This window comes from Pseudomonas sp. NPDC087804, assembly GCF_044742965.1.
In the GTDB taxonomy this organism is placed as follows: Bacteria; Pseudomonadota; Gammaproteobacteria; order Pseudomonadales; family Pseudomonadaceae; genus Aquipseudomonas; species Aquipseudomonas rustica.
Genome location: NZ_JBIUVN010000007.1, coordinates 154,774 through 178,739, shown reverse-complemented (window position 1 = coordinate 178,739; position 23,966 = coordinate 154,774). Strand labels below are relative to the sequence as shown.

General features: G+C 59.2%; 28 protein-coding genes. 17 read left to right on the top strand and 11 right to left on the bottom strand.

Annotation, left to right across the window (positions count from 1 at the left end):
* The first annotated feature begins 127 nt into the window (after window positions 1-127).
* From rnd to ACIOMO_RS13570, 3 genes are all read left to right on the top strand, one after another.
* The gene (gene rnd / locus ACIOMO_RS13580; protein WP_212545197.1) at window positions 128-1,261 is read left to right on the top strand and encodes a ribonuclease D; all 1,134 of its coding nucleotides are present in this window, start codon (window positions 128-130) and stop codon (window positions 1,259-1,261) included.
* The gene (locus ACIOMO_RS13575) at window positions 1,258-1,551 is read left to right on the top strand and encodes a YcgL domain-containing protein (protein ID WP_007911350.1); all 294 of its coding nucleotides are present in this window, start codon (window positions 1,258-1,260) and stop codon (window positions 1,549-1,551) included. The genes rnd and ACIOMO_RS13575 overlap by 4 nt, the downstream gene beginning before the upstream one ends.
* A 105-nt stretch (window positions 1,552-1,656) precedes the next feature.
* Window positions 1,657-2,589 carry a D-2-hydroxyacid dehydrogenase gene (locus tag ACIOMO_RS13570; RefSeq protein WP_212550556.1) on the top strand — a complete coding sequence of 311 codons (933 nt, stop codon included), beginning with the start codon at window positions 1,657-1,659 and terminating at the stop codon, window positions 2,587-2,589.
* A gap of 89 nt (window positions 2,590-2,678) precedes the next feature.
* Here ACIOMO_RS13570 and ACIOMO_RS13565 read toward each other — a convergent pair whose 3' ends face one another.
* Window positions 2,679-3,272 (bottom strand): nitroreductase family protein, encoded by a 594-nt coding sequence (locus ACIOMO_RS13565; RefSeq protein ID WP_212550555.1) that lies wholly within the window; start codon window positions 3,270-3,272, stop codon window positions 2,679-2,681.
* 165 nt (window positions 3,273-3,437) lie between these two features.
* Here ACIOMO_RS13565 and ACIOMO_RS13560 point away from each other — a divergent pair, with 165 nt between their 5' ends.
* Entirely contained in the window at window positions 3,438-3,887 is a 450-nt protein-coding gene (locus ACIOMO_RS13560) for a YcgN family cysteine cluster protein (RefSeq protein WP_053118104.1), read from the top strand.
* A gap of 86 nt (window positions 3,888-3,973) precedes the next feature.
* Window positions 3,974-5,203 carry a hypothetical protein gene (locus tag ACIOMO_RS13555; protein ID WP_401241272.1) on the top strand — a complete coding sequence of 410 codons (1,230 nt, stop codon included), beginning with the start codon at window positions 3,974-3,976 and terminating at the stop codon, window positions 5,201-5,203.
* 86 nt (window positions 5,204-5,289) lie between these two features.
* On the opposite strand, the gene ACIOMO_RS13550 is transcribed toward ACIOMO_RS13555, so the two are convergent.
* The 4 genes from ACIOMO_RS13550 to ACIOMO_RS13535 all read right to left on the bottom strand — a co-directional run bounded on the left by ACIOMO_RS13550 (window position 5,290) and on the right by ACIOMO_RS13535 (window position 7,459).
* Entirely contained in the window at window positions 5,290-5,667 is a 378-nt protein-coding gene (locus tag ACIOMO_RS13550; RefSeq protein ID WP_008087099.1) for a DUF2892 domain-containing protein, read from the bottom strand.
* A gap of 81 nt (window positions 5,668-5,748) precedes the next feature.
* Window positions 5,749-6,219 carry an RNA methyltransferase gene (locus tag ACIOMO_RS13545; protein ID WP_007911337.1) on the bottom strand — a complete coding sequence of 157 codons (471 nt, stop codon included), beginning with the start codon at window positions 6,217-6,219 and terminating at the stop codon, window positions 5,749-5,751.
* A 133-nt stretch (window positions 6,220-6,352) separates the two neighbouring features.
* A complete protein-coding gene (locus tag ACIOMO_RS13540; RefSeq protein ID WP_007911336.1) occupies window positions 6,353-6,724 on the bottom strand; it encodes a YajD family HNH nuclease in 372 nt (123 codons plus the stop codon).
* A gap of 48 nt (window positions 6,725-6,772) precedes the next feature.
* The gene (locus tag ACIOMO_RS13535) at window positions 6,773-7,459 is read right to left on the bottom strand and encodes a spermidine synthase (protein WP_401241269.1); all 687 of its coding nucleotides are present in this window, start codon (window positions 7,457-7,459) and stop codon (window positions 6,773-6,775) included.
* Window positions 7,460-7,539: 80 nt separating this feature from the next.
* Here ACIOMO_RS13535 and ACIOMO_RS13530 point away from each other — a divergent pair, with 80 nt between their 5' ends.
* Window positions 7,540-7,824 (top strand): hypothetical protein, encoded by a 285-nt coding sequence (locus ACIOMO_RS13530; RefSeq protein WP_053118110.1) that lies wholly within the window; start codon window positions 7,540-7,542, stop codon window positions 7,822-7,824.
* On the opposite strand, the gene ACIOMO_RS13525 is transcribed toward ACIOMO_RS13530, so the two are convergent.
* Window positions 7,821-8,294 (bottom strand): Crp/Fnr family transcriptional regulator, encoded by a 474-nt coding sequence (locus ACIOMO_RS13525; protein ID WP_008085900.1) that lies wholly within the window; start codon window positions 8,292-8,294, stop codon window positions 7,821-7,823. The two genes, ACIOMO_RS13530 and ACIOMO_RS13525, sit on opposite strands and share 4 nt — an antisense overlap.
* A 278-nt stretch (window positions 8,295-8,572) precedes the next feature.
* Entirely contained in the window at window positions 8,573-10,627 is a 2,055-nt protein-coding gene (locus ACIOMO_RS13520) for a S9 family peptidase (RefSeq protein WP_401241266.1), read from the bottom strand.
* A gap of 226 nt (window positions 10,628-10,853) precedes the next feature.
* Here ACIOMO_RS13520 and ACIOMO_RS13515 point away from each other — a divergent pair, with 226 nt between their 5' ends.
* The 3 genes from ACIOMO_RS13515 to ACIOMO_RS13505 are packed head-to-tail and all read left to right on the top strand — an operon-like array spanning window position 10,854 to window position 12,699.
* On the top strand, window positions 10,854-11,351 hold the full coding sequence (locus tag ACIOMO_RS13515; RefSeq protein ID WP_053118114.1) for a hypothetical protein: 498 nt from the start codon (window positions 10,854-10,856) through the stop codon (window positions 11,349-11,351).
* A gap of 16 nt (window positions 11,352-11,367) precedes the next feature.
* On the top strand, window positions 11,368-12,144 hold the full coding sequence (locus ACIOMO_RS13510; protein ID WP_053118116.1) for a class II glutamine amidotransferase: 777 nt from the start codon (window positions 11,368-11,370) through the stop codon (window positions 12,142-12,144).
* Window positions 12,145-12,156: 12 nt separating this feature from the next.
* Window positions 12,157-12,699 (top strand): DUF2937 family protein, encoded by a 543-nt coding sequence (locus ACIOMO_RS13505; RefSeq protein WP_401241262.1) that lies wholly within the window; start codon window positions 12,157-12,159, stop codon window positions 12,697-12,699.
* Window positions 12,700-12,840: 141 nt separating this feature from the next.
* Here the strand turns inward: ACIOMO_RS13505 and ACIOMO_RS13500 are convergent, their stop codons facing one another.
* Window positions 12,841-13,755 (bottom strand): LysR family transcriptional regulator, encoded by a 915-nt coding sequence (locus ACIOMO_RS13500; protein WP_401241259.1) that lies wholly within the window; start codon window positions 13,753-13,755, stop codon window positions 12,841-12,843.
* A gap of 159 nt (window positions 13,756-13,914) precedes the next feature.
* Between ACIOMO_RS13500 and ACIOMO_RS13495 the strand changes: the two genes are divergently transcribed.
* From ACIOMO_RS13495 to ACIOMO_RS13480, 4 genes are all read left to right on the top strand, one after another.
* Window positions 13,915-15,201 carry an MFS transporter gene (locus tag ACIOMO_RS13495; protein WP_401241254.1) on the top strand — a complete coding sequence of 429 codons (1,287 nt, stop codon included), beginning with the start codon at window positions 13,915-13,917 and terminating at the stop codon, window positions 15,199-15,201.
* 62 nt (window positions 15,202-15,263) lie between these two features.
* A complete protein-coding gene (locus ACIOMO_RS13490) occupies window positions 15,264-16,016 on the top strand; it encodes a 5-oxoprolinase subunit PxpA (RefSeq protein WP_401241251.1) in 753 nt (250 codons plus the stop codon).
* Entirely contained in the window at window positions 16,013-16,717 is a 705-nt protein-coding gene (gene pxpB / locus ACIOMO_RS13485; protein ID WP_016986803.1) for a 5-oxoprolinase subunit PxpB, read from the top strand. Before ACIOMO_RS13490 ends, pxpB begins: the two co-directional genes overlap by 4 nt.
* Window positions 16,714-17,631, top strand: a complete 918-nt coding sequence (locus ACIOMO_RS13480) for a biotin-dependent carboxyltransferase family protein (RefSeq protein WP_401241248.1) — start codon at window positions 16,714-16,716, stop codon at window positions 17,629-17,631. Before pxpB ends, ACIOMO_RS13480 begins: the two co-directional genes overlap by 4 nt.
* 159 nt (window positions 17,632-17,790) lie before the next feature.
* On the opposite strand, the gene ACIOMO_RS13475 is transcribed toward ACIOMO_RS13480, so the two are convergent.
* Both ACIOMO_RS13475 and ACIOMO_RS13470 read right to left on the bottom strand, forming a co-directional pair.
* Window positions 17,791-18,969: a VWA domain-containing protein gene (locus ACIOMO_RS13475; RefSeq protein ID WP_053118130.1), complete on the bottom strand. Its 1,179-nt coding sequence runs from the start codon at window positions 18,967-18,969 to the stop codon at window positions 17,791-17,793.
* A 12-nt stretch (window positions 18,970-18,981) separates the two neighbouring features.
* Window positions 18,982-19,827, bottom strand: coding sequence for a MoxR family ATPase (locus ACIOMO_RS13470; protein ID WP_038358424.1), 846 nt, complete (start codon window positions 19,825-19,827; stop codon window positions 18,982-18,984).
* Between the two features lie 301 nt (window positions 19,828-20,128).
* Here ACIOMO_RS13470 and ACIOMO_RS13465 point away from each other — a divergent pair, with 301 nt between their 5' ends.
* Window positions 20,129-20,389 carry a DUF2442 domain-containing protein gene (locus tag ACIOMO_RS13465; RefSeq protein ID WP_172680085.1) on the top strand — a complete coding sequence of 87 codons (261 nt, stop codon included), beginning with the start codon at window positions 20,129-20,131 and terminating at the stop codon, window positions 20,387-20,389.
* 3 nt (window positions 20,390-20,392) lie between these two features.
* On the opposite strand, the gene ACIOMO_RS13460 is transcribed toward ACIOMO_RS13465, so the two are convergent.
* Entirely contained in the window at window positions 20,393-21,469 is a 1,077-nt protein-coding gene (locus ACIOMO_RS13460) for a DUF748 domain-containing protein (protein ID WP_401241244.1), read from the bottom strand.
* 128 nt (window positions 21,470-21,597) lie between these two features.
* On the opposite strand from ACIOMO_RS13460, the gene cysK reads away from it, so the two are divergent.
* From cysK to ACIOMO_RS13445, 3 genes are all read left to right on the top strand, one after another.
* Window positions 21,598-22,572, top strand: coding sequence for a cysteine synthase A (gene cysK, locus ACIOMO_RS13455; protein WP_401241241.1), 975 nt, complete (start codon window positions 21,598-21,600; stop codon window positions 22,570-22,572).
* 183 nt (window positions 22,573-22,755) lie between these two features.
* Window positions 22,756-23,694 carry an aspartyl/asparaginyl beta-hydroxylase domain-containing protein gene (locus tag ACIOMO_RS13450; protein ID WP_212545186.1) on the top strand — a complete coding sequence of 313 codons (939 nt, stop codon included), beginning with the start codon at window positions 22,756-22,758 and terminating at the stop codon, window positions 23,692-23,694.
* Between the two features lie 14 nt (window positions 23,695-23,708).
* Window positions 23,709-23,948, top strand: coding sequence for a hypothetical protein (locus tag ACIOMO_RS13445; protein ID WP_401241239.1), 240 nt, complete (start codon window positions 23,709-23,711; stop codon window positions 23,946-23,948).
* Window positions 23,949-23,966 lie beyond the last annotated feature (18 nt).

The window sequence follows — 23,966 nt, the reverse complement described above, 5'->3', positions numbered from 1 at the left end:
GTTTGATCCTTCTGTCAGACTATTCTTGCCCATTGGCAGGACATTTCGTTACAGCTCTTGCCCTTCGCAGGCGCGTAAATCGCCGGTGGCGATATATACTGCGCGCCATTCTTCAAGGGAGAGCCGTGTGGCCATCGATATTCACTGGATTCGCGACAACGAAAGCCTCGCGCAGTTTTGCGCCGAGTGGCAGCAGCTGCCGTTCGTTGCCCTCGACACCGAATTCATGCGGGTCGACACCTTCTACCCGATTGCCGGCCTGTTGCAGATTGGCGACGGTAAACGCGCCTACCTGATCGATCCGCTGACCATCAATGCCTGGCAACCGCTGGCTGCGCTGCTGGAAAATCCGGCGGTGCTGAAAGTCCTGCACGCCTGCAGCGAAGACCTCGAAGTGCTGTTGCGTCTGACCGGTAGCCTGCCGGCGCCGATGTTCGACACACAATTGGGCGCGGCCTATCTGAACCTCGGTTTCTCCATGGGTTATTCGCGTCTGGTGCAAGCGGTGCTGGGCATCGAACTGCCGAAGGGCGAAACCCGTTCCGACTGGTTGCAGCGTCCGTTGTCCGACACACAGATCAGCTACGCCGCTGAAGATGCCGTGCATCTCGCGGAAGTTTTCGTACAGCTGCGACCGAAGCTGTCCGACGACAAGTTCGCCTGGGTGCTGGAGGACGGCGCCGAACTGGTGGCCAACCTGCGCCGCGAAACCGATCCGTACGAGGTTTACCGCGAAGCCAAACTGGCGTGGAAACTCTCCCGTGCTCAGCTCGCGGTATTGCGTGAGCTGTGCGCATGGCGTGAAACCGAAGCGCGTGCCCGTGACTTGCCGCGCAACCGCATCGTTCGTGAGCATTCGCTGTGGCCGTTGGCTCGCACGCAACCGGACAACCTCGCCGCGCTGGGCAAGATCGAAGACATGCATCCGCGTACCGTGCGTCAGGACGGTCAATTTCTGCTTGATCTGATCAAGCGCTCTGGCAGTGTGGGCCCTGATCAATGGCCGCCTGCCGTGCCGGAGCCGTTGCCGATCGAAGCTGCTGCGTTGATCAAACAACTGCGTGCGCTGGGTCAGGCCGAGGCCGAGCGCCTCGACATCGCGCCGGAACTGATGCTACGCAAGAAAACCCTCGAAGCGCTGGTCAAAAGTGGCTACCCCGAGGGTCCTTACCAATTGCCTGAGTCGCTGCGTGGCTGGCGCCGCGAACTCATGGGTCAGACGCTGCTCGACAGCCTGGCCACCGCCGGAGAACAGCCTTGAAACGTATTTGTTCCATCTACCAAAGCTCGAAGCGCAGCGGCATGTACCTTTACGTGCTGAAAAGTGATGCACTCGAGCGCGTGCCGGAAGCGCTGATGCTGGCGTTCGGCAAGCCGAAACATTCATTTGACCTGGTGCTGTCGCCTGAGCGCAAATTGGCCAGCGAAGACATCGTCGTCGTGCTGGAAAACCTCGACAAGCAGGGCTATCACCTGCAAATGCCGCCGGCCGAGGACGAGTACATCGAGCACTTGCCCGAAGAGTTGCTGCGACGCAACGACCCGGTCTGATCTGCGAGGCCCTGTTCTGGGCCTCGATTAACCCTGGAACTGTTTTTACCGCGACGGTCGCCCGACATCCGGCGACCGTCTGCACGGTTTGCGAAAGGTTTGAAGATGCGCGTTCTGATTGCCGAACACGACCACGCGATATACGCCCGGCTGCTGCGTCAGGCAGTGCCCGAGCTTGAAGTGCTGACCAGCGGCGACTCCGCCGAACTGGCGCGGCTGGCCGCTGATTGCCCGGTGTGGCTGGGGCAGCCGGATCTGCTGGCGACCCTGTTGCGTCAGGGCCACCAGCCACAATGGCTGCAATCGACCTGGGCCGGCATCACGCCGCTGCTTGCCGATGGCTTGCGCCGCGATTATCGCCTGACCCGCGCCGTAGGCATTTTCGGCCAGGTGATGGCTGAATACGTTTTGACCTACATGCTCGGTCACGAGCGCGAGGTATTGGCGCGACTGGTCAGCCAGGTTGAGCGCAAGTGGGACAACCGCACCGGCCAGAGTCTGGTCGGGCGCAAAGTCTTGATCGTCGGAACTGGCGACATCGGCCAGAGTGTGGCGCAGTTTCTGCTGCCGTTCGGCGTCGAGTTGTACGGCATCGCCAGCAGCGCGCGCGAGCAGGCGCCGTTTGTCGAAGTCGGGTCGATGGCTGATCTGCCACGGCTGGTTGGCGAAGTGGATTACGTGGTCAATCTGCTGCCGAACACCGAACATACCCACGATATCTACGACGCGGCGCTGTTCAAGCAATTCAAGCCGACCGGGTTGTTCATCAACGTCGGGCGCGGTGTGGCCGTGGTTGATGCGGATCTGGTCGAGGCGCTGAAGGAAGGGCACCTGGCGGGTGCGGTGATTGACGTTTGCCGTCAGGAGCCGTTGCCGCAGCGTCACCCGTTCTGGACGGCGTGGGGCTTGCTGCTGACCGGGCACAGCTCGGCACCGACTTCACCGGCGCTGATGGTGCAACTGTTTGTCGACAACCTGAAGGCGTATCAGGCGAGCGAGGCGTTGCGCGGCGAAGTGGATTTCAATCGCGGGTATTGAGTTGGCATCAAAAGATCGCAGCCTGCGGCAGCTCCTACAGAGGTAAATATTCCCCTGTAGGAGCTGCCGAAGGCTGCGATCTTTTGCTTTTAGAGGGTGAAGTCGCCTTCAGCTGCCAGTTCGCTCAGCGGACGACGCGGGCTTGGCTCTTCGCGTGCTTGCAGGTAGTCCGCCAGCGTCGCCTTGTCTCCCAGCTTGCCTACCGCAACAGCGGCATGCAGCGCATAACCTTCAGGAATATTCAGCTCCTTGCGCGTCAGCTCCTGATCGAAGCCGGCCATGCCGTGGGTGTGCCAGCCGCTGATGCTCGCTTGCAGCGCCAGATGGCCCCACGCCGAACCCGTGTCGAAGGTGTGCCACAACGCCGGGGTTTCTTCGGTCGCGCCCGGTGCCGTGAAGGTGGTTTTCGAAATCACGATCACCAGTGCCGACGCATGTTGCGCCCAGCTACGGTTGAATTCATTGAGCAGACCCAGATAACGCTCCCAGTTCGGCGTGTCGCGGCGCGCGTAGAGGAAACGCCATGGCTGCGAGTTGTACGCCGACGGTGCCCAGCGGGCGGCTTCGAAGAAGCTCAGCAGGGTCTCTTCCGGGATCGCTTCGCCGGTGAAGGCGCGCGGCGACCAACGGTCGGTGAACTGCGGGTGAATGGCGTATTCGGCAACGCGAGGGTTGGCACTCATCGAGAGATTCCTGGCTACGTTTGAGTAAATGAATTCGAGGCAAAACCCTACTCGGCAGCGCTGAGGCTGACAAGCGCGATTTACCGACAGTCGCCAGCGCTTGGCCCGCGCGGCCCGGGGCACTAGACTGGCGGCCTTTCACCACCTGATGTTGATGCTTGAGCCATGGCCGCCGAAGTCGAACCGTTCTGGAAACACAAAACCCTTGATCAACTGGATCACCAGGAATGGGAATCGCTGTGCGACGGCTGTGGTCTGTGCTGCCTGCAAAAACTCGAGGATGAAGAAGACAACAGCGTTTATTACACGCGCATTGCCTGCAAACTGCTGGATCTGAACACCTGCCAGTGCAGTGATTACCCGAATCGCATCAAATTTGTCCCGGACTGTATTCAGCTCACACCGGGCCAGGCCGAAGAATTCAAATGGCTGCCGCCGACCTGCGGCTATCGACTGGTCAGCGAGGGCAAGGATCTGCCGTCGTGGCATCACTTGGTGAGTGGTGATCGCGAGGCGGTGCACCACGAACGAATTTCACAATCCGGGCGTATGCTCGCCGAAGGCAGCGTGCCGGAAGATGACTGGGAAGATCACCTGATTTTCCGCGCTGGCTAACGGGATTTCATGTAGCGAGGGTGCTTGCTCCCGATATTGAGTGCGCAGCACTCACACAATAATTCTGACTGCCACAAGGAGTGGGTATGGCTGTGGGTTTGCTGCGAGCGTTGCTGATCGGCCTGCTGATGTTCAGTTCGCCCGTCTGGGCAGCAAAAAAAGTCGATCTCGATTACCACATACGCCTGTTGCCACAGAGCGATCAGGCCGAAGTGCGCCTGACCCTGGCCAAAGGCGAAGCCGTGCGCAGCCTCGATTTCGACCTCGGCGACGGCAGCCATTACAGCGACTTCAAAGCCGATGGCCAATGGCTGTTGACTCCCGGCAAACACGCGCGCGGCGTCTGGCGCCCGACCAGTGCCAAGGCCAGCCTGACCTACCGCGTGCGCATCAGCCACGGTCGCAAAAACGGCAGCTTCGACACCCGCATGACGCCGAGCTGGGCGCTGCTGCGCGGTGATGAACTGGTGCCGCCAGCCAAACTCGATCAGCAGGACGGCACGGAACTGGTCTCGCGCCTGCAATTCGAATTGCCCGATGGCTGGAAAAGCGTCGAAACCGCCTGGCCAAGAATCGGCAAAAACAAATTCCGCATCGACAACCCTTCACGCCTGTTCGACCGCCCGACCGGCTGGATGCTCGCCGGCAAGCTCGGCAGCCGTCGCACGCGTCTGGGCGAAACCGAAGTCACCGTCGCTTCACCGCAAGGGCAGGGCATGAGGCGCATGGATGTACTGACGTTGCTGACCTTCGTCTGGCCGCAGGTGCAGGCGGTTTATCCACGTCATCCGGCCAAGCTGTTGATCGTCGGCGCCAACGACCCGATGTGGCGCGGCAGCCTCGGTGCGCATGAATCGATCTACGTGAACACGCGCTTGCCGCTGGTCAGTGAAAGCGGCAGCAGTGCGCTGATGCGTGAACTGGCGCAGGTGTTTGGGCGGATCAACGACGAGCAGCGCAGCGACTGGATCAGCGAAGGCTTTGCCGAGTATTACGCGATCGAACTGCTGCGCCGTGCCGGTGGCATGAGTGATGAGCGCTATCAGAGTTTGCAGGCGAAACTGGCCAGGGACAGCCAGAAAGTCACGACGCTGCGCGGTGAGCAGATCAGCCCGGCGCAGGTATCAAAAGCGGTGATTGTGTTGCAGGAACTGGATCGCGAGATTCGTTTGAAGACCCGCAATAAACGTTCGCTGGATGACGTATTGCGGGGAGCGATGCATTTGGGGACGGTGAGTACTAAAGAGTTTGTGCAACTGGCTGAGAGCGTGCTCGGCGAGTCTTCCAAAGTCCTTGAGACCGATTTACTGCAATAAGATCAAAAGATCGCAGCCTGCGGCAGCTCCTACAGGGGAAACGCATTCCACATGTAGGAGCTGCCGCAGGCTGCGATCTTTTGCTTTTAAACCCCGGCTTTCGGCGATTTCACCGAATCATTCCCGGTCACTGTCGCCGAACTGGTCGCCGCTTCCGCATTCGCCTTCAGCTTGCTCAACTCTTCCCCGGCACGTTCGATCTTCGCCCGCACGTTATTCATGTCCTGACGGCTTTTCTCGATCAGGCTTTTCACCGAGCTGTGCCCGGTAATACCGCGAGCCATGGCCACGCCGCCAATCGCCACCTGAATCAAACCGAACACACCGCCACGGCGCAGGCCCTTGCCGACCATTATCACGCCACCGGCCAGTGAGCCGATGCGCTCCCAGCCTTCGACGTTCTGCTCGGAACGGCTTTGGAACGGGGTGGATTCGATACGTTCGACGCGTTTGAGCTCGGTCATGATCTTTCTCCAGGCTATGAGTAATGGATAAATAAGCTGACTGCGCGAGCGGTCAGCTTGTTCCATCGGATGTGCGAGGCTTCAGCGGAATTTCGGCCCGGAGCGGGTGTTCAGGCCTTTGGCCATGCGGTCGTAGAGCACGACGTTGACGGTGGCAGCGAGGTTCATGCAGCCGGTGGTCGGGATGTACACGACGTCTTCGCACCAGTCGCGGATCTCTTTATCCAGCGAACCGTCTTCAGGGCCGAAGATGTACAGGGCGCGATCCGGGTGGGTGTATTCAGGTAGCGGACGGGCGCCTTCGACCAGTTCCACGGCGACGGGGACGCAGTTGAGCGGGAGGATTTTTTTCAGATCATCGATGCCGATCAGCGGGATGTCGTAGTGCACGCGTTTGGTGTCGGTGACGAAGTCGGCGGCGCGTTCATAACGCTTGCCGGTGTAGAACACCGATGCGACGCCGTAGCAGCCTGCGGCGCGCATCACCGAACCGACGTTCTCCGGTGATTTGGGGTTATACAAACCAATGCAGCTGTACCGTTTGTCTGCCACGAGCGGGGTGCCTTCGGGAAAAAAGAGCGCGATTATACGGGGATAAGATCAAAAGATCGCAGCCTTCGGCAGCTCCTACATTTGGATGGCGTACACCCTGTAGGAGCTGCCGAAGGCTGCGATCTTTTGCTTTTTAATCTTCTTTCTTCATCAGCCCGGCAAGGGCGGCAAACGGGTTGTGCGTGGCCTTGGCGATCTTCGGCGTGCTCAGCGAGCCTTCGCTGAAGTACTGCTGATCGGTATAACGCGAGTGCTCGTTATCGTGGCAGTACAGGCACAACAGCTCCCAGTTCGAGCCGTCCTGCGGGTTGTTGTCATGGTTGTGGTCGCGGTGGTGCACGGTCAGTTCGCTCAGGCGCTTGCCGGAAAATTCACGGGTGCAGCGGCCACAGACGTGCGGGTACATCTTCAGGGCTTTGTCGCGGTAGCCCATTTCCTTGTCGCGCTGGTTGTCGGCGAGGATGCGATCCAGCTTCGACGTGTTGGTTGGGGTGGACGAACTCATGGGTTCACCTTTGTAAAAGACTAATGACGGTTATGGGCAGAGTTTAGCTCAGCCTTTGAGCTTCTCGGCAATCCAGATCGTGTGGCGCGTGCCCTTGTTGCCGTGGGCGAAGACCTGGACTTCTTCGGCCTTGAAACCGGCCTTCTTCAATTTGTCGGAAAACAGCCGATCAGCGCTGGCCGACCACACCGCCAACACGCCTTTCGGGCGCAGTGCCTTGGCGCAGGCATTCAGACCAGCGGCGGAGTACAGCCAGCTGTTGGCTTTCTGGGTCAGACCTTCGGGGCCGTTGTCGACGTCAAGCATGATTGCGTCGAAACCATTCGGCTCGCTTTGCAGCACCTTGGCCACGTCTTCCTGACGGATGACGGTGCGCCGATCCAGCAGCGGACGACCGGACTTCTCGCCGAGCGGGCCACGGTTCCACTCGACCACGCCGGGCACCAATTCGGCGACCACTACTTCAGCGGTCTTGCCCAGATGCTTGAGCGCGGAGGCGAGAGTGAAGCCCATGCCCAGACCACCGATCAGCACCCGCGAATCCGGCCGCCCGGCGACTTTGCGGCAAGGAATCTCGGCCAGCGCATCTTCGGAGCCGTGCATGCGCGTGTTCATCAATTGCCCGCCGTCGCCGCCCTGAATCTTGATGACGAAGTCCTCGCCATACTCGAACAGGCACAGGGCACCGCCGCTTTCGGGGATCGGGGTGGTGTCGAGCAGAACGAAACGTTTCATGGAAATCTCTACAAGGGGGAAGGCAAGCGGGCCCGTTGGGAGTAGCCTGAACGCAGACTAGAGGCCAAACGGAGCCCTTGATGAAGCGCACCATTCTAACGGTCATTGCCCTGGCCGCGCTCTCGATTACTGCAGTGCAGGCGCAGCAGACCATTCCGGTCAGCCCGACGCCGCAGCCCGGCGCGCCCGGTACCGCAACACCAACACCTTATCCGCAGATCACGCCGATCAACATTCCCAAATCGGGTGCCGGCAGTGGCAGCCCGCCGCTGGTGCCGATTGAAATGCCGACTCCGCCGAGCAAGGATCAGCCAGTGCCGGGCATTGAACCGAGCGGCAGCAAGGCTAAATCGCCTGGCGGTTAGACCTGTTGCGCCGCCAGTTGGCCGTCAGCCATGCGCAGGCGTTTCGACAGCGAGACGGCGAGGGCGCGGATGATCTTCGCGGCGATCTTCGGCGCGTCGTTGAGCATTTTTTCCAGCGAGTCCTTGCCGAGGTTCAACAGTTGGCAGTTGCTCGCAGCGATGCAGGTGGCTGAGCGCCGTTCGCCGTCGAGCACGGCCATTTCACCGAAGGCGCGGCCGCTGCGCAGAGTGGCCATGGTGATGACTTGGCCGTCGGGCCCGGTCTTCTGCACGGCGACCTGACCGGTGTGGAGGATGCACATGAAACTGCCGGCATCGCCCTCGCGGAAAATCGCCTCGCCTTCCGCCACGGTGCTGATGCTGAAGTAGCCGGACGCGGCGGCGAAGTCGGCCAGTTGCAATTGATCGAACAGGCCACAGTCCATCAGCCAGTCGCGGATTTCGTTGTTCAGGAAGGTTGGTTCTGACATGTCGGTGCGGTCTTTATTGTTTTCACATTTCAAGGCTATACACGGATCCCGTAGGAACGGGCTTTTGTGGCGAGGGGATTTATCCCCGATGGGCTGCGAAGCGGCCCCAAATCTTGCCAGCGCGATTCTGTTGAAACTCCGCGATGACCGAATTTGCGACTGCTGCGCAGCCGATCGGGGATAAATCCCCTCGCCACAATGGGCAGTTTTCACAAGGGATCTGTGGGTATCGGCCACAGTGGGTCTGGAATTAAGACCCAAGTGACCGACGGAGTTCCTCAGGCCAGGCCCAAAACCTTGAACACAAATGCATATTCGAGCGCTACGTCACGTAATCCCTGATAACGCCCGCTCATGCCGCCATGCCCGGCGCCCAGCTCAGTCTTGAGCAGCAACAGATTGTCGTCAGTTTTGCTCGCGCGCAGTTTCGCCACCCACTTGGCTGCTTCCCAATATTGCACGCGGCTGTCGTTGTAGCCGGCGATCACCAGTGTCGCGGGATAGGCCTGCGCAGTGACGTTTTCGTACGGCGCGTACGCCTTGATCCGCTCGTAAACTTCCGGCTCTTCAGGGTTGCCCCACTCGTCATATTCGGTGACGGTCAGCGGCAGCTCCGGGTCGAGCATGGTGTTGAGCACGTCGACGAACGGCACTTCGGCAATCGCCACGCCGAACAGATCCGGTCGCTGATTCAACACCGCGCCAATCAACAGACCACCGGCGCTGCCGCCGCTGATCGCCAGTTTTTCAGCCGTGGTGATGCCGTTGAGGATCAAGAATTCGGCGCAGGCAATGAAGTCGCTGAAGGTGTTCTGTTTGTGTTCCTGCTTGCCGGCGCGATACCACGCCTCACCCAACTCTCCGCCGCCACGCACGTGGGCGATGGCGAAGGCCATGCCGCGATCGAGCAGACTCAAACGCGCGTGGGAGAACCACGGATCCAGACTGGAACCGTAAGCGCCATAACCGTACAGATACAGCGGCACCGGTTTGCCGAGCATTTCGCGCTTCATCACCAGGCTGATCGGCACTTGTGTACCGTCCGGCGCAGTGGCCCACAGGCGCTGGCTGACGTAAGCGTCGGCGTCGAACGGGCCGAGCACCGGAGTTTCTTTCAGCACGGTTTGTTCGCCAGTGGCGAGGATCAACTGGCGCACCTGAGCCGGGCGATTCAACGCTTCATAGCGCAGACGAATGCGATCGCTTTCGAATTCCAGGCTGTTTTGCACATAGAGGCTGTAGGCCGCGTCCGGCAATTGCACGCGATACGGCGCCAGGCCTTGTGGGTGAACTTCGATGATCGGCAGGCCACCTTCGCGCAAGCTCAGGGTCATGGCTTCGGTGTTGAGGCTGACGCCGTCGAGCATCACCGTGTCGCTGTGCGGGATCAGGTTTTGCCAGTCGGCTTCGGTCGGCGCAATGCCGGTATCCGGCGCCTGATACAGCGCGTAGTTGATGCCGTCGCGGTTGGTGCGGATAAACCATGTCCACGTGCCATCGAGCAGGCCGTGATCGACGTCGTATTCGTGATCTTCGACTCGTGGCGCCAGGCACGTGAACGGCAAGTGCGGCTGATTGGCATCGAGCACCCAGACTTCGCTGGTGGTCTTGCTGCCCAGCGACAGCAGTAATTGCTGCTCGGAGCTGGAACGGTAGCAATGCAGGAAAAAGCGACCGTCCGTCTCAGTGAAGACTTCTTCAGCGGCGGTGCCGTCGAGGCGATAGCGCAGCAGTTTGTGCGGGCGATGGGTGTCGTCGAGTTCGCCGAAGAAAAGCGTCAGGCTGTCGTTGGCCCAGGTCATGCTGCCGTCGCAATCCTCGAATTCCAGCTCACTGACCTTGTCGTTGGACAGTTCTTTGACGAACAGCGTGTAAATCTCATCGCCGGTGGCGTCGACGCTGTAGGCCAGCCGCTGATGATCGGGGCTGATGCTGAACGCGCCCAGCGAGAAGAACCCGCCATTGGCCAGCAGGTTCGGGTCGAGCAAAAGCTGTTCGCGGCTTTCGTCGAGGGTCAGGCTGTCGTCGGCCGGACGCGGGCAGCGATAGTGCCGCGCGTATTCGTCGCCAGCGGTGGTGCGCGTGTAATACAGGTACGGGCCCCATGGCGAGGGCAGGGACAGGTCGGTTTCGAGAATCCGGCCCTTGATCTCTTCGAACAGTGTTTCGCGCAGCTCGGCCTGATCGGCGGTTTGCGCTTCCTGCCAGGCGTTTTCAGCCTTGAGGTAATCAAGCACCGCGTCGGTGTCGCGTTCCTGCAGCCAGGCATACGGGTCGGCGCCGGGCGCCTTGTGGGCAATCGGAGCACTGCTGACGTTGGCGGATTGGGGCATGGAAGGCTCTCGAACAATGTACGGAATAGGGGTTTTCGCAAATCCTGGAAACACTGCAACCTCTGTAGGAGTGAGCCTGCTCGCGATGAGGCCGGCAGCTTCAACATCAATGCCGACTGGCAGTCCGTCATCGCGAGCAGGCTCACTCCTACAGGTCTTGTGTCTATTGGGACAAGCCGGACGGGCGAAAAGTCGTTACTATAAGCGCCTCTTTGCCTGCCTTGCCATGGACACCATGACCGAGAACGACTATCTGATCGCCTGGGGCCTCTACGCCTTTGCCGCCGTAGGCTGCCTGTTGGTATGGATGCGCCTGACCACCTGGATGTGGCGCTACCTGCGCGAGCCGCTGCGGGTGCTGATGGCGGTGTTGCTGTTCAGCCCGACCATCATTGACCCGGTGAAAGCCAAAGTTGCGCCGTCTATCGCCATTACCGCGCTGGATCTGGCGTTCAAGGTCGGCAACAACGCGTGGCGAGCGATCTCCGATCTGTTCATGTACAGCATGATCGCCCTCGGTATTTACCTGATCTTCGTGTTGATCCGTCTGCCAATCGAACGCGCGTCCCGTGCTCGCCGCGAGCAGGCAGAAGCCGCCAAAGCTGCCGCCCGTGCCGATGATCGCGATGACGATCAACCGTTCGGCGGCGTCGGCGATGACCGCTACGGTCGTCCGCCCGTCCCGAGCAATCCGCAGCGCACGCGGGTCGAGCCGCGCCTGTAATCCCGAGAGTCCGCACATGTGTGAATTACTGGGCATGAGTGCCAACGTGCCGACCGATATCGTGTTCAGCTTCACCGGCCTGATGCAGCGTGGCGGGCGTACCGGCCCGCACCGCGACGGCTGGGGTATCGCGTTTTACGAAGGTCGCGGCTTGCGCCTGTTTCAGGATCCGGCGGCCAGCAGCGAGTCGGAAGTCGCCAATCTGGTGCAACGCTATCCGATCAAAAGCGAAGTGGTCATCGGCCACATTCGCCAAGCCAACGTTGGCAAAGTCTGCCTCTCCAACACCCACCCATTCGTCCGCGAACTGTGGGGGCGCAACTGGTGCTTCGCGCACAACGGCCAACTCGCCGATTTCACCCCGATCAAAAGTTTCTACCGCCCGGTCGGCGATACCGACAGCGAGGCGGCGTTCTGCGATTTGCTCAACCGCGTGCGTGCAGCGTTTCCGGAACCGGTCGATATAGAAGAACTGTTGCCGGATCTGGTCGCGGCCTGCGCCGAATACCGCAGCAAAGGCGTGTTCAACTGCCTGCTCAGCGATGGCGACTGGCTGTTCTGCTACTGCTCGACCAAACTGGCACAAATTACTCGGCGCGCACCGTTCGGCCCGGCGCGCTTGAAGGATGTCGACGTAATCGTCGATTTCCAGGCGGAAACCACGCCCAACGACGTGGTCACCGTGATTGCCACCGAACCGTTGACCGAAAACGAAACCTGGACCCGCTACGAACCGGGCCAATGGAGCCTGTGGCGACGCGGCGAATGCGTCAGCCAGGGTAAGACCGAATAAGGATTGCGCGCCATGTTGCTCAGTTATCTACGGCTGGTGTTGTTCGCGGCGGGCCTGTTGATCGGTGTCCAGGTGCCGGGCTTCATCAACGATTACGCGAAACGCGTCGAAGCGCATCTGATTGAAGCGCAGACCGGATTGCGCGGCTTTCAAGGCACGGCTGATCAATTTTTCAAGGGTGATATGCAGGCGCTGGTCGCGCATTATCGCACCAGTGAAGATCCGATATTCCGTAGCGATGCCGACAGTCTGAACACCTTGCTCACGCGTCAGGTGGCGTTGGACAAGCAGTTCCAGGCGATGCAGGGCCCTTGGTACATCCGCTTCCTGCAAGTGGTGCTGGCGGCGGATCCGGACATTCGCAAGGAAACCTGGAATGGCTACAGCTATCAGATTCTGCTGACCCCGGAAGCGATGATCTGGGGCATGAGCGGCGCGCTGTTGCTGTCGTTCGGGATCGAATGCGTGTTCCGTCTGATTGACTGGGTGGTGCTCGGTGGCCGACGTTTGCGCCAGAGCCGCCCGATCGAAGACCGCGATGTGCGCGGCCTCTGATGATCGTTCCCACGCTCTGCGTGGGAATGCAGCCCGGGACGCTCCGCGTCTCAAAGCGGACGCGGAGCGTCCATTGAGGCATTCCCACGCGGAGCGTGGGAACGATCATGTAGGAGCTGCCGAAGGCTGCGATCTTTGCTGTTAAGGGGTCAAAACCACATACCCATCACCAACCTTCTGCGCATACTCCGCCAACACCTGCTGACACAACGTCACAATTTCCTCGACCCACTCAACCCCCACCCGCCACGACACCACCACCTGCAAATCCGGTGGCCGCTGATCGATGTTCAGCAAGGTCAATTCCCCCCGCGCCAGTTCCTCCGCCACCAACACCGGCGGCAGCACGCCAATTCCGAATCCATCGCGCAACAATCGCGTGATCGCCGACACCGAATTCACGCAATTCAAACGCGGTGCCATCACGCCGTTCGCCTGCATCAACGCCAGTAGATCCTGATGTGGGCGGGAGTTTTTCGAGTAAGTGATGATGCGTTCCTGCGCCAGTTCAGCGAGGTCGGCGTAGTCGCGGTTGTAGATCGAATTACTGGCGACGATCCAGCCCAGCGGATGGCTGGCCAGTTCCAGGCTGCGCACACTTTCGTGGCGCACCAGATCGGTTTGCAGAACGATATCGAGAAAACCTTTTTGCAGCTGATCGCAGAGGTTCAGCGAGGTATCCGCCACCAGCTCGATTTCCACGCGCGGGTACAGATCGGTCATCTGCGCCACCAACGGGCTCAGCCACGTGTGGATCACCGTGTCCATCACGCCGATGCGCACGCGACCGACCTTGCTTGAGCGAGTCTCGATCGACTGCTTCAGCGCTGACATGGTGTCGAGCATCTGCTCGGCATAGTCGAGCACTTTCAAACCTTCGGGCGTCAGGCTGACACCGCGCGAATCGCGCAGAAACAGCTTCACCCCCAGCTCGCCCTCCAGCACCGCAATGCGGCTGGAAATCGATGCCTGGGTGGTGAACAGCTTGTCGGCGGTCAGGCGAAAACTCTTCAGGCGGGCGACCCAGACAAAGGTCTCGAGAAACTTCAGATTCATGGGCAAGGCTCGGGTGACAAATTTTTCTTATGCCTAAGGCGGGTTTTTATTCGTTGGACGCAGCACGCCCGGGCGACGAAAAATCGGCGCATCCGGTTCCCACGATAGGCGTCGTCGGGGCTACGAACAAGACCAATAAAAAACCTGCGGAGATAAGCCATGAGTGCTCCCGACACCCTAGAAGCATCCCCGGCACCGGCGCGTCCGGGGCCGTTCGACTGGTATCGCAACATCAATCAGCAGGAGCGCCGCACCTTCTGGAGCTGCAAGATCGGCTACGGTCTGGACGGCATGGACACGCAGATGCTCAGCTTCGTCGTGCCGACGCTGATTGCGATGTGGGGCATCACCACCGGCGAGGCCGGGCTGATTCATACCAGCACGCTGATTGCTTCAGCGATTGGCGGTTGGGTCGCCGGGATTCTCTCCGACCGCATCGGCCGCGTGCGCACCCTGCAACTGACGGTGCTGTGGTTCGCCTTCTTCACCTTCCTCTGCGGTTTCGCGCAAAACTACGAACAATTGCTGATCGCCCGCACCTTGATGGGCTTCGGTTTCGGCGGCGAATGGACGGCTGGCGCGGTGCTGATCGGTGAGGTGATCCGCGCCCAGGATCGCGGCAAAGCGGTGGGCATGGTGCAATCCGGGTGGGCGCTGGGCTGGGGGCTGACGGCGATTCTGTACGCGCTGCTGTTCTCGGTGTTGCCACCGGAAGACGCCTGGCGCGCGCTGTTCATCCTCGGCATCGTACCGGCGATTTTTGTGATTTTCGTCCGCCGTCTGGTCAAGGATCCGGAGATCTATCGCGAAGCCAAGGCCCGACAAACGCCGGAGAATCAATCGAAGTTTTACGAGATCTTCGCGCCGGGCATGCTCTTCACCACGTTCCGCGCTTCGCTGCTGACCACGGGAGCTTTGGGCGGTTATTACGCGATCACTTCCTGGCTGCCGACCTTCCTCAAGAACGAACGCGGTTTGAGCGTACTCGGTACTGGCGGTTATCTGGCGATGGTGATTGTCGGCTCTTACGTCGGTTACGTGATCAGCGCCTATCTGACCGATCTGCTAGGCCGCAAAAAGAATTTCATTCTGTTCGCGGTCGGCTCGTTCACCATCGTTCTGCTCTATACGCAATTGCCGGTGAGTAACGGCGTGATGCTGTGGCTGGGCTTCCCGCTGGGCTTCTTCGCCTCAGGGATTTTCAGCGGCATGGGCGCGTTTCTCACTGAGTTGTTTCCGACGCGGATTCGCGGTTCGGGGCAGGGTTTTTGCTACAACATCGGGCGGGCGCTGGCGGCATTATTTCCGCTGCTGATCGGTTTGCTTAGCCAGACCGTGCCATTGAGTGTCGGCATTGGTGCTTTCGCGGCGGTGTCTTACGGCGTGGTGATCATCGCGGCATTGAGCCTGCCGGAAACCCGTGGCAAGCAACTCGATGCGCAGTAACTGATAACCTGCGAAGCACAGTCCTACCGATAAAAAGACAAGCCCCTACAGGAGTGTTCACCGTGAGCCGCCTGCTATTGAATTGCGACATTGGCGAGAGCTTCGGCAGCTGGACCATGGGTCTGGACGCCGAGGTCATGCCCTTCATCGATTGCGCCAACATCGCCTGCGGTTTCCATGCCGGCGACCCGAGCATCATGCGTAAAACCGTCAGCCTGGCGTTGAGCCACGGCGTAAAAATCGGCGCGCATCCGGCTTATCAGGATCTGGTCGGTTTCGGCCGCCGTTCCATGGCGTATTCGGCGCAAGAGCTGCAAGACATCCTGCATTACCAGATCGGTGCACTCGACGGCATCTGCAAGGCGCAGGGGGGCGAGGTCAGTTACGTCAAACCGCACGGCGCGATGTACAACGACATGATGGCCAACCCGGCGCAATTGCGCGCGGTGATTCAGGCCGTGGCCGCTTACGACAGCAGCCTGCCGCTGATGTTGATGGCCACTCGCGACAACTCGGCCGCGCAGCAAATGGGTGATGAGTATGGCGTGACGTTGTGGTTCGAAGCGTTCGCCGACCGCGCCTATGACAGCGCCGGCAAACTGGTTTCGCGACAACTGCCGGGTGCGGTGCATCACGACCCTGAAAATATCATCGAGCAAGCGCTGACCATCGCCCGTGGCGGCAACCTCACCGCCAGTGATGGCAGTGCCTTGCGTCTGCATGCCAATACCCTCTGCGTACACGGCGACAACGCCAGTTCGGTGGCCGCCGTGCAGCGTATTCGCGAGGCCTTGAATCAGCAGGACGCGCAATGAACCCAAGGATTGAAGTGGTGGCACTGGATTGCCTGATGCTGCGTCTGTTCGATGAAATCGCTGAGGCCAACATGCCATGGATGCTCGCCGCCAGTGAGCGCTTGCGTACGGTGTTTGGCGCGCAATTGATCGATCTGGTGCCGTCGTACACGACGTTGATGGTGCATTACGATTTGACGGTTTTGAGCCCGAATCAGGCGCGGGAATTGATCGCTGAGGCGCTGATTGATCTGTCTCCGAATTCACGATCCGCCGGTCAATGTCATGTGTTGCCGGTCTGGTATGACTTGAGCGTCGGGCCAGAGTTGAGCTTGCTGGCTGAGCGCAGTGGGCTGGCAGTGGAGGAGGTGATCCGTCGCCACAGCGGCCGCGAATATCAGGTGTTCGCTCTCGGCTTCGCGCCGGGTTTTGCCTTTATGGGTTTGGTCGAAGAAATCCTCGCGGCGCCACGTTTGAACACGCCGCGCAAGAAAGTCGCCGCTGGCAGCGTCGGTATCGCTGAGCGGCAAACCGCAGCCTATCCCGTGGTCTCGCCCGGTGGCTGGAATCTGATCGGTCGTACGCCGGCGAAACTGTTCGATCGTCATCGCGATGGCTACAGCCTGATGCAACCCGGCGACACTGTGCGTTTCGAGGCCGTGAGCCATGCCGAGTTCATCAATCTGGGCGGCGACGACACGCCACTGGAGGCGCAGGCATGAGCCGATTGACGATTGAGGCGAGCACGGCGCTGTGTCTGTTGCAGGATGCCGGGCGATTTGGTGTGCGGCATCTGGGCGTGACTCAGGGCGGCGCGGCGGATTGGAATTCCATGAGTTGGGCCAATTGGCTGCTGGGCAATGGGCTGGATGTACCGGTGATCGAAATCACCCTCGGCGGGTTTGCGCTGATCGCCGAAGAGGATTGCTTGCTGGCGCTGGCCGGGGCGGATCTTGGCGCGCAGGTAGATGGTCAGCCGTTGGCGCCGTGGCGCAGTTTCAAATTGGGCAAAGGGCAGAAACTGCAGTTCACGCAACCGTTGCTTGGCGCGCGGGCCTATCTGGCAGCACCCGGCGGCTTCGACGCGCCGAAGGTGTTGGGCAGCAGCGCGACGGTGGTGCGTGAAGAGCTCGGCGGGCTCGATGGCATGGGGTTGCCATTGGCCAAGGGTTCGACACTGAGTTACCACGGGGAATCGCTGTGTGTTCGCGAAGTGCCTGTGGATTTACGGCCGGATCTGAAATCGAGTGCACCGCTGGATCTGGTGCTCGGCGCACAGATCGGTCAGTTCAGCGGGCAGAGTTTGTTTGATGTGTTTAACAGTGCCTGGACGCTGGACAGTCGCGCTGATCGCATGGGTATTCGCTTGTTGGGCAAGGCGCTGGAATATCAGGGGCTGCCGATGATTTCCGAGGGGATTCCGTTGGGCGCGGTGCAGGTGCCGCCGGACGGACAGCCGATTGTGTTGCTCAATGATCGGCAGACGATTGGTGGCTATCCGAGATTGGGGGCTTTGACGCCGCTGGCGTTGGCGCGGCTGGCGCAGTGTTTGCCGGGGACGCAGGTGCGGTTAAGGCCGGTGGTGCAGGATGTCGCACATCGCGAACATATCGAGTATTTGCAGAGATTTGGCTGAAGATCAGAAGATCGCAGCCTGCGGCAGCTCCTACAGGGGAACGCGAATTTGATCGTTCCCACGCTCCTCGTGGGAATGCCGCCAGTGACGCTCCGCGTCCCTGTGACGCAGAGCGTCACTGGATGCGTTCCCACGCAGAGCGTGGGAACGATCTGGTCGTCATTTGGACAAAAACCGCATCCCTTCCTCAAGCCCACGCAACGTCAACGGATACATCTGATCCTCAATCAAATCCCTGACGATATTGGTCGACGAGGTATACCCCCACGTATCTTTCGGATACGGGTTAATCCAGATGAGCTTCTTGTACTTCTCCATAAACCGCTGCATCCACACATAACCCGGCTCTTCGTTCCAGTGCTCGACACTGCCGCCGGCCTGGGTGATTTCATAAGGCGCCATGGCGGCATCACCAATGAAGATCACCTTATAGTCGGCACCATACTTGTGCAGAAGATCCTGGGTAGAGGTGCGCTCGGAAGTGCGGCGCATGTTGTTCTTCCACACCGATTCGTAAACGAAGTTGTGGAAGTAGAAGTACTCCAGATGCTTGAACTCGGTCTTACAGGCCGAGAACAACTCCTCACAGATCTTCACGTGCGCGTCCATCGAACCGCCGATGTCGAACAGCAACAACAGCTTCACCGTATTGCGCCGCTCCGGGCGCATCTGAATGTTCAGCAGGCCCGCGTCTTTGGCGGTGTGATCGATGGTGCCGTCGATATCAAGTTCTTCCGCCGCGCCCTGGCGAGCGAATTTACGCAGACGACGCAGGGCAACCTTGATGTTGCGCGTGCCCAGTTCCACCGAGTCGTCGAGATTCTTGTATTCGCGCTGATCCCAGACTTTTACCGCTTTGCCCTGACGCTTGCCGGCATCGCCCACCCGAATGCCTTCCGGGTTGAAGCCGCCGGAGCCAAACGGGCTGGTGCCGCCGGTGCCGATCCATTTGTTGCCGCCGGCGTGGCGTTCCTTCTGTTCTTCCAGACGTTTCTTGAACTCTTCGATCAGCTTGTCGAGACCGCCGAGGGACTGGATCTGCGCGCGTTCCTCGTCGCTCAGCGAGCGCTCGAACTCCTTGCGCAGCCACTCTTCGGGAATCAGCGCCTGTAAATGATCGTCGAGCTTTTCGAGGCCATTGAAGTAGGCGCCGAACGCACGGTCGAATTTGTCGAAATGGCGCTCGTCCTTTACCAGAATCGCCCGCGACAAGTAATAGAACTCGTCCATGTCGGCGAAGGTCACGCGCTGCTTCAGCGCGTTGATCAGGTCGAGCAGCTCGCGCACCGATACCGGCACTTTGGCTGCACGCATTTCATTGAACAGGTTGAGCAACATGGCATCAGCCTCTTAGCGGGTGCCGCGACGGCTCATGAACGCCAGACGCTCAAGCAGTTGCACGTCCTGTTCGTTCTTCACCAAAGCACCGGCCAGCGGCGGAATGGCCTTGGTCGGATCGCGTTCGCGCAGCACCGCTTCGCCAATATTGTCGGCCATCAGCAGTTTCAGCCAGTCGACCAGTTCCGAGGTCGATGGCTTCTTCTTCAGGCCTGGCACTTTGCGCACATCGAAGAACACGTCCAGCGCTTCGCTGACCAGATCTTTCTTGATGTCCGGGTAGTGCACGTCGACGATTTTCTGCAGGGTCGGGCGATCCGGGAAAGCGATGTAGTGGAAGAAGCAGCGGCGCAGGAAAGCGTCCGGCAGCTCTTTCTCGTTGTTCGAAGTAATGATAATGATCGGGCGCTTCTTGGCCTTGATGGTCTCGTCGATCTCGTAAACGTAGAACTCCATCTTGTCGAGTTCTTGCAGCAAGTCGTTGGGGAACTCGATGTCGGCCTTGTCGATCTCGTCGATCAGCAAAATGACCCGCTCTTCGGACTCGAAAGCCTCCCAGAGCTTGCCTTTCTTCAGGTAGTTGCGCACGTCGTGGACTTTTTCAGTGCCCAGCTGCGAGTCGCGCAGACGGCTGACCGCATCGTACTCGTACAAGCCCTGATGGGCCTTGGTGGTGGATTTGATGTGCCAGGTGATCAGCTTGGCATTAAACGATTCGGCCAGTTGCTCGGCGAGCATGGTCTTGCCGGTGCCCGGCTCGCCCTTGACCAGCAGCGGCCGCTCCAGGGTGATGGCGGCGTTGACCGCCAGCTTCAGGTCATCGGTGGCGACGTAGGCCTGGGTGCCTTCGAACTTCATCTGCTAATCCTCGAACGGTAACGCCGACCTGACGGGCAGGGCGGGGGCGAAATAATCGGATGCCCGACTATAACGCGCAGGCCGGTCGACTGTGAACGCAGACGGCTTATTCAGTCTCTGAATGGGGCGTCACATGTTGACTCAGTCTCGGCGCTTGGCCAGTATTTTTACCCGGTTGATTCGGCGATAGCCTCTGAACACACCGCATGACTTGCGGCAAAAGGGCTTTCTGTGGCGAGGGAGCTTGCTCCCGCTGGGCTGCGAAGCAGCCCCATCCCGTTCACTCGGAGGCTTTTAATACATGTCGAGCATAAAAAGACCACGCTTGTCCGCTGCCGTAGCGCTTACAGACCGCCGACTCGCACTGACCTTTTGCGATAGCCGGCAAGTAACAGTCGATTTGAGTTGCGATATCCAAACATATCCAGGACTCGCCCCATTACTCGATCCGATAGTCTTTGCAACTGCTCGTCTGGCAGATAATGGCTGGACTGTTGAATGGTTGGCCGCAGATATCCAGATCGGCGCAGATACCTTTTATCGGGATGCATTTCGCCCGTAAATCCTAACCCGCATCCGGCTTAGGCCGTTCATACCGCGCATTGAATGCCTGAACAAAGCCATTACGCAAAATCTGCAAAAACGCTTCAAACGCGCTGATATTTTGCTGATGCACATTGCCGCTCAGCTCAACCTTGGTCGCGAACTGGTTTTTCGCCTGATTCTTCAGCACGGTTTCCGTGCCGCCGACCAGCGCTTCCCAGACGGAGCGGAAGATGCTTTTGTTCTTGTTTTCCACGTCCTGCTGCCAGTTGAACACTTCAACGTCACGCAGCAGGGGTTTGATGTAGCCGTTGACTTGCGCCTTTTTGGCTTTGGCCTCAATCACTACATCGCCGTGACCGGCATTGAAGTCGAACTTGCCGTAGGCCGAAGCGAAGTCGTTCATGCTCTTGAGTTCGATATCTTTGGCGCGCAGGCGGAATTCGAAGTCTTCAAAATTGCTCAACGGATCGAAGGTGGCGGTGGTTTCCAGCGGTGCATGGCCGAGTAGCAAGGCTTTGCCTTCGAATCGGGCGTCGCGTTTGCCTTCCTTGTCGACCACGTTGGTCAGGTTGTAGATGCTCGCGTTGACGTCAGTGGCATTCATGTTCACCGGCGGTTTGGAGTTGAAGTTGCGGAAACTGATGCGACCGTCGTTGATTTGCACTTCGTCGAGGGTGATGGGCAACAGCTTGCCCAACTGCTCACGCCAGTCGGTGCCTTGACCGGTTTGGGAATTCTGTTTGTTGGCGCCACCGTCGACGAAGTTGATTTCAGGTTTGAAGAACTTCACTTGAGCGACGACGGCATGGTCGTACCACAGCGAGTGCCAACTGACTGAAAGGTCGATCAACGGTGCGTTAACGAACGGCACCGGCACTTTGCCGTCGACTTTGACAATCTTCAGACCGTTGATTTTGTAGGCGCCGCGCCACCACGCCAGGTCAACGTCGGTGATCTGACCACGGTAATCGCCCATGTTGGCCAGTTTGTCATTCAGGTAATCGCGCACCACGTAGGGCAGGGCGATGTGCAGCGCGATCAGCAGCACGACGATTCCCGCGAAAGTACATAGCGGCCAACTGTAACGACGTTTCATGGTGACAATTCCCGAACGATGTAAAGCGATTGACTACTGCGTGTTGCAGACGTTCGCCTCGACTGGACTGTGATGGGCAACAGGCATACCTTGGAGCGCTGAATTCAATGCTGCATAAGGACCCAGCCATGAGCCGTATTTTTGCTGACAATGCCCATTCCATCGGCAACACGCCGCTGGTGCAGATCAACCGTATTGCGCCGCGTGGCGTGACCATTCTGGCCAAGATCGAGGGGCGCAACCCCGGTTATTCGGTGAAATGCCGGATCGGTGCCAACATGATCTGGGACGCCGAAAGCAGCGGCAAACTCAAGCCCGGCATGACCATCGTCGAGCCGACCTCGGGCAACACTGGCATCGGCCTGGCCTTCGTCGCCGCCGCTCGCGGTTACAAATTGATGCTGACCATGCCGGCCTCGATGAGCATCGAGCGCCGCAAGGTGCTCAAAGTACTGGGCGCTGAACTGGTGTTGACCGAACCGGCCAAGGGCATGAAAGGCGCGATCGAAAAAGCTGCTGAAATCGTGGCCAGTGATGCCAACAAATACTTCATGCCCGCGCAGTTCGATAACCCGGCCAACCCGGCCATTCATGAAAAAACCACCGGCCCGGAAATCTGGAACGACACCGACGGTGCTGTCGACGTATTGGTGGCCGGCGTCGGAACCGGCGGAACCATCACCGGTGTTTCGCGGTATATCAAGAATACCCAGGGCAAACCGATTCTCTCCGTGGCCGTGGAGCCGGTGTCCTCACCGGTGATCACGCAAGCGCTGGCCGGTGAAGAGATCAAGCCGAGCCCGCACAAGATTCAGGGTATCGGCGCAGGTTTTGTGCCGAAAAACCTCGATCTGTCGATGGTAGACCGGGTTGAGTTGGTGACTGATGATGAGTCGAAAGCCATGGCCCTGCGTTTGATGCAGGAAGAAGGAATCTTGTGCGGGATCTCCTGCGGTGCAGCGATGGCGGTTGCCGTGCGTCTGGCGGAGACCCCGGAAATGCAGGGCAAGACCATCGTCGTGATCCTACCGGACTCGGGCGAACGTTATCTGTCGAGCATGTTGTTCAGCGACCTGTTCACCGAGCAGGAGAATCAACAGTAATCTGGATTGATTCAGGTCAGCCAAGGTTCAGGATCGTTATGTTAATAAGCGCTTTATTGCGCATTGCTTAACACTGAATCTTGGAATGGACGGGTTTTTCCCGACGCCGGTAGTGTTTATCATGGCCGGCTGCCATGCCGGGTAAATGGCATCGCAGCGTCGTTTTTTATCAAGGAGTTGTGGATGACCGTTTCGTTTGCCGCCAAGGCGTTTGTGCTGTTGCTGTTTCTCGGCAGCACGCTCTATGTGCATTTGCGCGGCAAGGCGCGTTTGCCGGTACTGCGTCAGTTCGTCAACCATTCGGCGCTGTTCGCTCCGTACAACGCCTTGATGTACATGTTCTCTGGCGTGCCGTCGAAGCCGTATCTGGATCGCAGCAAGTTTCCAGAGCTGGACGTGTTGCGCGACAACTGGGAAACCATTCGCGACGAAGCCATGCACCTGTTCGACGAGGGCTATATTCGCGCCGCCGAGAAGAACAACGATGCCGGTTTCGGTTCGTTCTTCAAGAAAGGCTGGAAGCGTTTCTACCTCAAGTGGTACGACAAACCGCTGCCTTCAGCCGAAACCCTGTGCCCGAAAACCGTGGCGCTGGTCAGTGCGATTCCGAATGTAAAAGGCGCGATGTTTGCGTTGTTGCCGGGCGGCAGCCACCTCAACCCGCACCGCGATCCGTTTGCCGGCTCTCTGCGTTATCACCTCGGCTTGTCAACGCCTAACTCTGACGATTGCCGGATCTTCGTCGACGGCCAGGTTTACGCCTGGCGCGACGGTGAAGACGTGATGTTCGATGAGACCTACGTGCACTGGGTTAAAAACGAAACCGAGCAAACCCGCGTCATTCTGTTCTGCGACGTCGAACGTCCGCTGAAAAACCGCTTCATGACTCGCATTAACCGTTCGATCAGCGCCTGGCTCGGCCGCGCGACTGCGCCGCAGAATCTTGACGACGAGCGCGTGGGCGGGATCAACCAGGCTTACGCGTGGAGCAAGAACTTCAGCGACAAATTCAGCGGCGTTGTGAAACAGTGGAAGCGCCGTAATCCAAAGGCCTACCGTGTGGCACGACCGGTATTGGCGGTGGTGGTGTTGACGTTGTTGGGGTATTGGTTGTTTGGCTGAGGCTGGACATTGAAATGAAAAAAACCGCTCTTTGGGAGCGGTTTTTTTATGAGGGGAAAGTGAACGAGGCGCCAGCGAGGATGCCACCGGGCTCTTCAACGGCTGGATGTGCCAATGCCTCTCTAATTCGGCGCAACTCACTCTCTGGCAACTCGCCGAAAGAACGTTTTCTATCGGCTTTTATCGATCTGGCGTTTGGGGTCTTTTTTTCGACGGCTACCTTCATGGTGCCTCCGGTGTTGATCATTAAATGAACAGTTGTTCGATACTAG